The 8,937-nt window shown below is 55.9% G+C and carries 6 protein-coding genes; 3 read left to right on the forward strand and 3 right to left on the reverse strand.

The genetic code is table 11. The features are described 5' to 3' along the window. Positions 1 to 107: 107 nt before the first annotated feature. From HBA55_RS27410 to HBA55_RS27420, 3 genes are read right to left on the reverse strand one after another with little or no spacing between them, the layout of a single operon-like run. Positions 108 to 1,322, reverse strand: coding sequence for a HupE/UreJ family protein (locus HBA55_RS27410; RefSeq protein ID WP_166998059.1), 1,215 nt, complete (start codon positions 1,320 to 1,322; stop codon positions 108 to 110). Between the two features lie 12 nt (positions 1,323 to 1,334). Further along, on the reverse strand, positions 1,335 to 2,207 hold the full coding sequence (locus HBA55_RS27415) for a peptidylprolyl isomerase (protein ID WP_166998061.1): 873 nt from the start codon (positions 2,205 to 2,207) through the stop codon (positions 1,335 to 1,337). Between the two features lie 9 nt (positions 2,208 to 2,216). Then, positions 2,217 to 4,529 (reverse strand): TonB-dependent receptor, encoded by a 2,313-nt coding sequence (locus HBA55_RS27420; protein ID WP_166998063.1) that lies wholly within the window; start codon positions 4,527 to 4,529, stop codon positions 2,217 to 2,219. Positions 4,530 to 4,852: 323 nt separating this feature from the next. Between HBA55_RS27420 and HBA55_RS27425 the strand changes: the two genes are divergently transcribed. The 3 genes from HBA55_RS27425 to HBA55_RS38085 are packed head-to-tail and all read left to right on the forward strand — an operon-like array spanning position 4,853 to position 8,687. Continuing rightward, positions 4,853 to 6,823, forward strand: coding sequence for a DUF3604 domain-containing protein (locus HBA55_RS27425; RefSeq protein WP_166998065.1), 1,971 nt, complete (start codon positions 4,853 to 4,855; stop codon positions 6,821 to 6,823). A gap of 20 nt (positions 6,824 to 6,843) precedes the next feature. Beyond that, complete coding sequence (locus tag HBA55_RS27430; protein ID WP_166998067.1) at positions 6,844 to 7,683, forward strand: peptidyl-prolyl cis-trans isomerase; 840 nt, start codon at positions 6,844 to 6,846, stop codon at positions 7,681 to 7,683. Next, positions 7,680 to 8,687 carry a HupE/UreJ family protein gene (locus HBA55_RS38085; protein WP_166998069.1) on the forward strand — a complete coding sequence of 336 codons (1,008 nt, stop codon included), beginning with the start codon at positions 7,680 to 7,682 and terminating at the stop codon, positions 8,685 to 8,687. The genes HBA55_RS27430 and HBA55_RS38085 overlap by 4 nt, the downstream gene beginning before the upstream one ends. Positions 8,688 to 8,937: the final 250 nt, after the last annotated feature.

Raw genomic sequence — 8,937 nt, forward strand, 5'->3', positions numbered from 1 at the left:
AAGTAGATAGAAGTTGGAGCACTAAGTCGTTGCCCCAGCTTAAGACAAGGCTGCGATTCGCGCGCCCGACCGGTTTAGCCGGACTCTGGAAAAAGCGGCAATCATTTTTACGCCATCAATCGACTGACAAACCAGAATGTACCCAGTCCGCTCAACATCGACGCCGTCAGATTGAATCCCAACTGCCTCGTCGGCTCGGCCAGAAAACGCCGCCCAAGTGCCATCAAAATCAGAATCGCCGCCAACACCAACAACTGCCCCAACTCCACCCCGAGATTGAATCCCATCAGTACAAACGCCAGTTGCCCCGGTGGAAAACCGGTCTCCAACAGGCCACCGGCAAAACCAAAACCATGAATCAACCCAAAAACCGTGGTAACTAATAATCGCCACGCGGAGGCTCGGGAAGACACCGCCACTATCCGCAAATAACACAGTGCGAACAGCCCCACGCCCGCAACGCCCACCATAAGCAACCATTGATGTGATACCAGCCACAGAGGCAACACCAGTATCAGGCACAGTGCCGGCAACCACGTCGCCAGCGACCAGAGCGTCTCCGAGCGTTCGCCCAAAGCTTCGATAACCACAAGGGCAATGGTAAAACCGATCAACGCCTCAACCATCAGACTGTTAGGTTCGGCGATTCCCAACACGGCCAATGCCAGACTGAGGCTGTGGCCCAAAGTAAAGCCGGTGATCAACCAGGCCATTGCCCTCCAATGGTGGGCAAGAAGAATCAATGCCAATACAAACGCCAGGTGATCGATACCACCGAGAATATGTTCACCACCGATCCACAGATATTGGCCAAAGGCTTGCCAGTCAGTAACTTCCTGTGCATCAGTCTCAACCGACAGAGAGTGAGTACGCTGACTCTGTGTAAACAGCCACTCGGTAACTACTCCGCCCTGGCGCACGCGGGCATAGTGAGTATGCGTGGCAATCAGGTCAAAGAAACTGTTGATTTCGAGTACAGGCGTGGAGGAATCCGGGCAGCTGAAACTCCCTTCCACCCGCAGAAACCCCTCACGCGATGGCAGCGCCTGGGGCACCTGTAAGGGTTTGCAATACCGGCCATTGACCTGCACGCGCAACTGTTCTTGCAGATACTCGGCCAACAAGGGACCCAGTTGTTGATAAGCATCAGTATCGGCGGGAATGCGCGTCGCCTCCCGTTGCAATACACTAAAACTAAAGCTCAGCTGATTGCCCTGCACACTCCAGTCCGTAAAGGACTCGCTGCGATTATGTGCCTGAACAACAGAGACCGGTCCCAACAGGAACAGTATCAGCAGCAATTTGACCTTGAGTGACAACATCAACGTAATCCCCTAGAGTGGCAGACTGGACGGATAGTCGATATCGGCGCGTCCTTTCAACCACTGAAGATATTCCCTCAAGCTCCGGTCGCCGGCACGGCGAACAAATTCGGCCTCCACCTGCGAACGTATGTCTGCCAATTCCTGCGCCTGCCCGATTTCCTTGTCCACCAATACCAGAATGCGATAGTCACCGCCTAAAGGCTCCGGCGGTGCGATAAAGCCCGCCCCTTCCGCCTGCAATATCTGCACAGCGCTGGGACCCAGGTACTCCCGGACCTTGGCAGGCGGCAGCAGCGTATCCGGCAATGACAACGCCACTGTTTTACCAAAGTCATGTTTCACTGCGGCGAAGCTCTCCCCCATCTGCAAACGTTGGTAAGCACTTTGAGCACGGGTACGATCCCCTTCGACGACCAATTGTCTGACACGCAGGCGGGAAGTCGGAGTAAAAAAGTCCTTATGCTGTTGCAGAAATTTCTCCAGCTCAGCTGTTTGCGGCCGGGAGGCCTCGACGCTGGCCGTGGTCATTCCGATCATTGCGTTGACCATGGCCGATCTCGTACGCTTGTCACTGTCCAGCAGCCCGACCTCAAGTCCACGTTGTACCAGTAACTCCTCTTCAATGATTCTTTCGAGAACATAGCTGGCATCGTCCGACGTGATGGCGTCTTTTTTATCCGCAGACAAAGCCCGAAGATGGTTGAGATACTTCTCACGGGTAATCGGCGTACCGTTGACGGTCGCAACTATCTGACGCTGTGGATCTGCAATATGGCGGGGAACCAATACACTGCATAGGGCCGCCAACAGCCCTAATCCGACACCAACCATCAACCAGGTGTGACGGTGAGAAGCGACAGAAGATCGAGCTGTTGACGACATGATTACCTCCTAGAAATTGTAGGTTGCAGACAGCCCGATCGTGCGCTGCTCGAGTACCTGCACTTTACGGTAACCCGTACCCTGGCGACTGAGCGTGCGGAACTCGGGTTGCACGTTTTCCATCGCCGACTTATCAAACAGGTTGCGGGCAAACAGGGAAACATCCCAAACCCCGCCAGCTTCACGTAGACCCAGATGCAGGTCCAAAGTAGCGTAAGCCCCCAGATCACCGGAGGAGGCATCCACGTCAGTGCGGCGACCCACAAACTTGTATAAGCCTTTCACATAGGCTTCGAAGCTATCCATGGGAATCACGTAGTCACTACTGATATTGGCGGAGACCCGAGGCTGCACCCCCAATTCCAAACCGCCGACGTCACAGCTGGCGGCAGTCGCTCCCTGCGGAATAGGCACTCCATTGCAAGGAACTTCAGCACCATCCTGATATTCCGCCTCAACATAGGAGACACCACCAGCCAGACGCCAGTCGGCGCTCAGCAGATATTCGAAGTCCAGTTCAACACCCTGAATCAAGGCGTCACCATTGGTGGTAATGCCGCCGGCATTGGCGCCACTGCTGATCAGAATGCGAGAGGCACGACCGATATAGTCGCTGTAATCCTGATGGAAAACCGCTCCATTCAGACGCAGACGATTATCCAGCCAGGAAGACTTCACTCCGGCCTCCAGGGACCAGCTGTCTTCTTCTTCATAGTGAGTGAATTCACCGAGATCCGCTGATGCAATGGTTGAACCGCCGGGACGGAAACTGCTCGCCGCCGTGGCATAAGCCGTCATATCCAGGTCAGCAAAGGCGTACTGCACACTGACCGAACCGGTCCACTTTTCGTTGGTACGGTTGTCGTCCACCAGTTCAGCCAACTGAGTGCCGGCCTGGAAAACGGGCTGTGCAGGAGGTGCCGGAGGTGCAAATACGTCTTCGCTCAGGTAAAGCGCGCTATAGGTATTACGCTCCTGACGTTGCCAGCGAATACCCACCTGAGTGGTCAGCTGTTCACTCAGATAGAAAATGTTATGGACAAAAGCGCCATAGCTTTGCATATTAAACGGAGTTTGTACTTCCGTATCGAAAAACAGTGAAGCGCCCTGCCCGACGCGTTGCTCGCGCATCAAAGGGCGGTAGAAATACCCGGATTCATTGCCGTAGTAGATGCCCAGGGTATAGTCCCAGGTGTCTCCCTCCATGGACGCCAGACGCAGTTCCTGTGAAGAGGCGTAGTTTTGATCCAGCATTGACTGGGGATCATTAAGCTGTGATCCGCTCACCCCCAGCTGTGGATACAGGGGGTGCAGGGCTGTGAAACCCGTCTCGCTGTTGCCGGAGGCATTGTCGAAGTTGCGACGAGAACCAACCTCTGAGTAACCACTGACAAAGGTCAGCTGGTGCCCGGCCACTTCCCACTCAAATTTCAGGGAGGTGTTTTCAAATCGGCCACGGTAGGTATCTGCCTGGGGGTTAATGCCCATCAGATCACTGGATCTCAGATTCGGTAAATCTTGCCCCAGGGCGGAAGATCCAACCAGCACATCATATTTGCTCAGATCATTCTCAACATACTGATAGACCAGCTCTGCGCTCAACTCGTCCGAGGGCTCCCACACCAGGGTCAAGCGTCCGGCGTCGGTGTGAGTATCCGAGACGTCGCCGTCCAGCACATTTTCCTCATCATTGAGCTCCCTATCGTTGTATACCCCGGCAACACGCAGGGAAAGACTGCCAGGGATGATCGGCAGGCTGGCGCCAAACTGGGTATTGTTGCCATCATTGCTGGTAAAGGTGGTGCGTACATAGCCTTCGATTTCTTCCATGTCCGGCCGGGCGGTATGGATGGCAACCGCACCTGCCGGTGATGTGCGTCCCTGGAGCGTTCCCTGGGGGCCCCGGAGCACCTCCACACGCCCCAGATCAAACATCTCCTGGAACACCCCACCACTGGCATTGGAGCCCAGGGTGACGTCGTTCCAGTAGACATCCACGGCGGCCGCCGCTCCCGTGTTCGGATTAAAGTCCACTCCACGCAGGGCAATGGAACCGGCACGTCCGTCAATGTTACGCATATCCAGTCCCGGTGTGACCTGCTCCAGATCGGAAAAATTGAACAGCTTCAGATCAGTTAACGCGTCGGCCTGAATGGCATTTACCGTAGAGGGTACATCCTGCAGCGACTGTTCCCGTTTTTGAGCGGTCACCACAATTTCTTCCAGGGCAAATCCTGCGTCATTCTGGGCCATGGCCGCACTGGCCTGAACACCGGCGGCGATCGCCACTACAATGGCTTTTCGGACGAAGGGTCGATTCATAGATTTCTCCACATGCTTGTCTGTTATTGTAGGCCCGTTGCTGCTCAGGCTCTCAATCTTGCTCCTCTTCGATGGTCTTATCTGACCACCCAGGATCAAGATAATCCCTTTCCACCATCTATGCGTCCGCCCCCATGGTCTCGTACCTGAAAGGCGTTTTTTTGGCCTTGCGTCCGTCTGTATCGGCGCCGCCGGAGTATCCGGACACTCCGTCAGGCCAGTGAATACGGGGACCTCCGTACATCCGACTTGGAGAGACGCATGAACGCGGCCACCTGTCCTATAGTGGCAACAACAGGGCAATTTAATGAGACTGTGACACTATGAAATACCCGCTGACCGCCATCGTCACTGGCCTGGCACTATGCCTGCCAATCCACGCCGACACCAAAAGTGCTGAGCTACACGCCAAGCAAAAAGGCCAGAAACTGACCATCGAACAACGCTTGCAACTCACCCGCGAGGAGACCACCAGACAGAACGAGAACGCCTTTTCCAGACCCAAACCTGAGCCACGTCAGACCACCACCTTTAACCCGAACCGCAACCTCTACTTCGGCGACACTCACGTTCATACCGCTCTCTCTTTCGACAGCTATCTGTCGGGAAACCGCCTGGGCTTGCGTGACGCCTACCGCTTTGCCAATGGCGAACCCCTGACCCTGCCCACCGGAGAGGTCATGCAATTATCTCGCCCCCTGGATTTTGTCGTCATGACCGACCACGCCGAGGGCTTTGGTCTGTTTGTGACCTGCTCGCGAAAAGACCTCAGCGACGAACAAAAAACTTTCTGCGCCAGCTTTGATCGCCCCAACCGCAAGCTCTACCGCAGCCTTCGGGGCGAAGCGGAGCGGCGCCCCCCCATTCCGCCACAAGCCCTTTACGCGGATCGACCCGAACGCAGCCTTGAGGACGCCCGCACCACCTGGCAGCAAGTCGTCGACACCGCCGAGGAATTCAACAAACCGGGGCAATTTACCGCCTTTGCCGGCTATGAATACTCACCGCCACTGCCCCAAAAAGGTAAAATTCACCGCAATGTGATCTTTAGAAACAGCGACACCCCGAATCGCGCCGTCAGCGCCTTCGATGCGGCCACGGTGCTGGATCTCTGGCGCTCGCTGGAACAGGAGTGCACCGGAGCCTGTGACTTCCTCACCATTCCCCACAATTTGAACAAAACCTGGGGGCTGGCCTATTCGGGCGTCACCATTGACGGCGACCCCTATACCACGGAAGACTGGGCCCTGCGCGGGCGCAACGAGCCATTGGCCGAAATCTTTCAGATCAAGGGCAACTCCGAATGCGGCTATGGCGTCGGAGCCAGCGACGAAGAATGCAACTTCGAACTGGTACTTCCCATCTGCGAGGGTGAGCAGACCATCGGCTGCTCAGGGCGCACCTCCTTCGTCCGGGAAGGACTGAAAATCGGCCTGGAGCTGAACCAAAAGCTGGGATTCAACCCCCTGCAGACCGGCTTTGTGGGCAGCACCGACACCCACTCCAGTAATCCCGGCGATACCGAGGAATACGACTTTCGCGGCGGTGGTGGCAACCATGACTCCCCCGCCACCAAACGCCTGGGCCTCAGCACGGCCAACAAAACCTTTGACAAAGGTTCTCCCAAGGGCATGGTGCGCAACCCGGGGGGCCTTGCCGCCGTGTGGGCACCCGAGAACACCCGTGATGCCATCTTCGACGCCATGAGAAACCGCGAAACCTACGCCACCAGCGGTACTCGAATCCAATTGCGCTTCTTCGCCGGCTGGGACTATCCCCGCAACCTGCTCAACAAACCCGACTTGATTTCCAAGGCATACCAACTGGGTGTTCCCATGGGCAGCGTCCTCAATCCCGGCAGGCACGGCGATAACAGGCCGGAATTCCTGGTCTGGGCCGTCAAAGACAGCCAGGGAACCAACCTGCAGCGGATACAAATGGTTAAAGCCTGGCTGGACAACGGCAAAAGCCGCGAACAGGTCTTCGACATCGCCTGCTCCGATGGTCTCAAACCCGATCCCACTACCGGCCGCTGCCCCGACAACGGCGCCAAGGTCGATCTTACCGACTGCAGCGTCAGCAGCGATAAAGGCACCCCGGAACTTAAAGTCCACTGGCGCGACCCCGACTTCGATCCCAAACAATCCGCGTTCTACTACGTACGCGTACTGGAAAATCCGAGCTGTCGCTGGAGCACCTACGACGCCCTGCGCCTGGGCAAAACACCTCTGGACGGACCTCCCGCCACCATTCAGGAAAGAGCCTGGTCCTCCCCTATCTGGTACACCCCATAACATCACCGCAGGAGAAAGACATGAACCCAACACTGCGCCGAATCCTGCAGCAACCCCTGCTCCACTTTCTCCTGCTTGGTGGCGCATTGTTTGCGCTGCCTCACAGCCAACCGGAACAAGCCACAGCGGAGCATATCATCAACATCGATGCCGACACACTGCAGTGGCTAACACAGAGCAGCGAAAAAGAACGGGGCCAAACACCTGGCCCCGAATCTATAGACCAACTGGTCGACCACTACGTGCAAGAAGAAGTCCTGTTTCGTGAAGCCCTGGCATTGGGGCTGGAACAGAACGACGTAGTCGTGCGCCGCCGCCTGATCGAAAAGATGCGCTTTCTGATCGAAGACGTCGCCCTCTCAGACTCACCCGACCCAAGTGCTCTGAAAACCCACTATAGGAAAAACCCGACACAATTTATGGAGCCCGAACGCTTCAGCTTCTCCCATGTGTACTTTCCTCAAGACCAGTCACAGGCCGCGGAAAACGCTGCACAAGCCCTTTCCTCCCCGGAAAACAAAGCCTCATCACTCTCCCATCAGGGTGCTCCTTTTATGCTGGGGCAACACTTTGCCGAACAAACCCGGGCTCAGCTCGCCAACCAATTTGGTTCGGGGTTTGCCGCGCAAATCTCAAACCTGCCGCTGTCACAATGGCAAGGCCCTATCGCATCCGTCTACGGCTGGCACCTCATCAAACTGGAACAGCGACAGCCTGAACGCCTGCCCGACTTCGCCGAAATCAAACCAGAAGTACTGGAACACTGGCAACAGCAACGCCGTGAAAAAGCCAATCGGGCAGCCTACCAACGACTCCGGGCTCACTACCGGATCAACCGACTTGCCGAGGTAACCCCGTGAAAACCCGGTTTAACAGACTCATCACACTCCAGGGAATACTGATCTGCGGCCTGCTCCTCAGCAACTGCCTCTGGGGCCACGAAGTTCGCCCTGCCTTCCTCGGTTTAGAACAACGCAACGAACAAACCTTCGAGCTGGTCTGGAAACGCCCCACCCAAACCACCACCGTCGCCGACATCACCCCGGAATTTCCATCCCACTGCCAACTGCACTGGACACCGCCCGCCGAAATCACCGCCGACGCCAAAGTCCAACGAGGCACCCTGCGCTGCGCTGCGCCCGGTTTAGGCAATGCAGAACTCCACATCACCGGCCTCAACCAAAGCCTGATCGACGTTCTGCTGCGAGTCCAATGGTTGGACGGCAACATTCAACAACAACTCATCCAAAGACACCGCCCCTATACAAGCCTCTATAAAAACACCTCCCTCCAAACCGCGGCCTACTTGAGCCTGGGGATCGAACATATACTTGAAGGCTACGACCACCTGCTATTCGTCGCAGCACTGATGCTATTGGTCACCGGCATGTGGACACTGCTGAAAACCATCACCGCCTTCACCCTCGCCCACAGCCTGACCCTGGCACTCGCCACCCTCGGATTGGTCAAAGTCCCCGCCACACCGGTCGAAACACTGATCGCACTATCCATTGCACTGCTGGCCGCCGAAGCCATTCAAAACCGCCGAGGCAAACCCAGCCTTACCGCACGCCACCCCTGGGTGATCGCCTTTGGTTTCGGACTGCTGCACGGTTTGGGGTTTGCCGGTGCCCTGGCGGAAATCGGGCTACCTCAATCGGATATTCCAATGGCTCTGTTGCTGTTCAACGTCGGCATCGAACTCGGGCAACTTGTCTTTATCAGTGTTATCTGGTTGATATCCCTAACCACCAAAAACCTATCCGCAATACAATTAAATCGTTTGTTTTATTTTCCTGCCTACACCATTGGAACCGTCGGTGCTTTTTTGGGTATAGAGCGACTGGTTTCCATGTTTCTCTGAAGAGTGAAATTCACTAACTGAACCTTACCAAGTCAGAATCTTCAGGAAAATTCCGGGATATTTGGGATCAGGCTTTGGCGGCAAAGTGCCATAACCGGAAGTTCATAATCCTGGTTCAGGGCACCATGGGCGTTCGATAATGTCTGCAACGACCGCACGACGTAGGGTGGATTAGAAGCGCTTTGCGCTTCGTAATCCACCGATCCGCCGAAGGTTTAAATTGGCGGCGGCCGTGTACAAATCACCTGTT

Source organism: Pseudomaricurvus alkylphenolicus (genome assembly GCF_011683955.1).
Lineage (GTDB): Bacteria > Pseudomonadota > Gammaproteobacteria > Pseudomonadales > Cellvibrionaceae > Pseudomaricurvus > Pseudomaricurvus alkylphenolicus.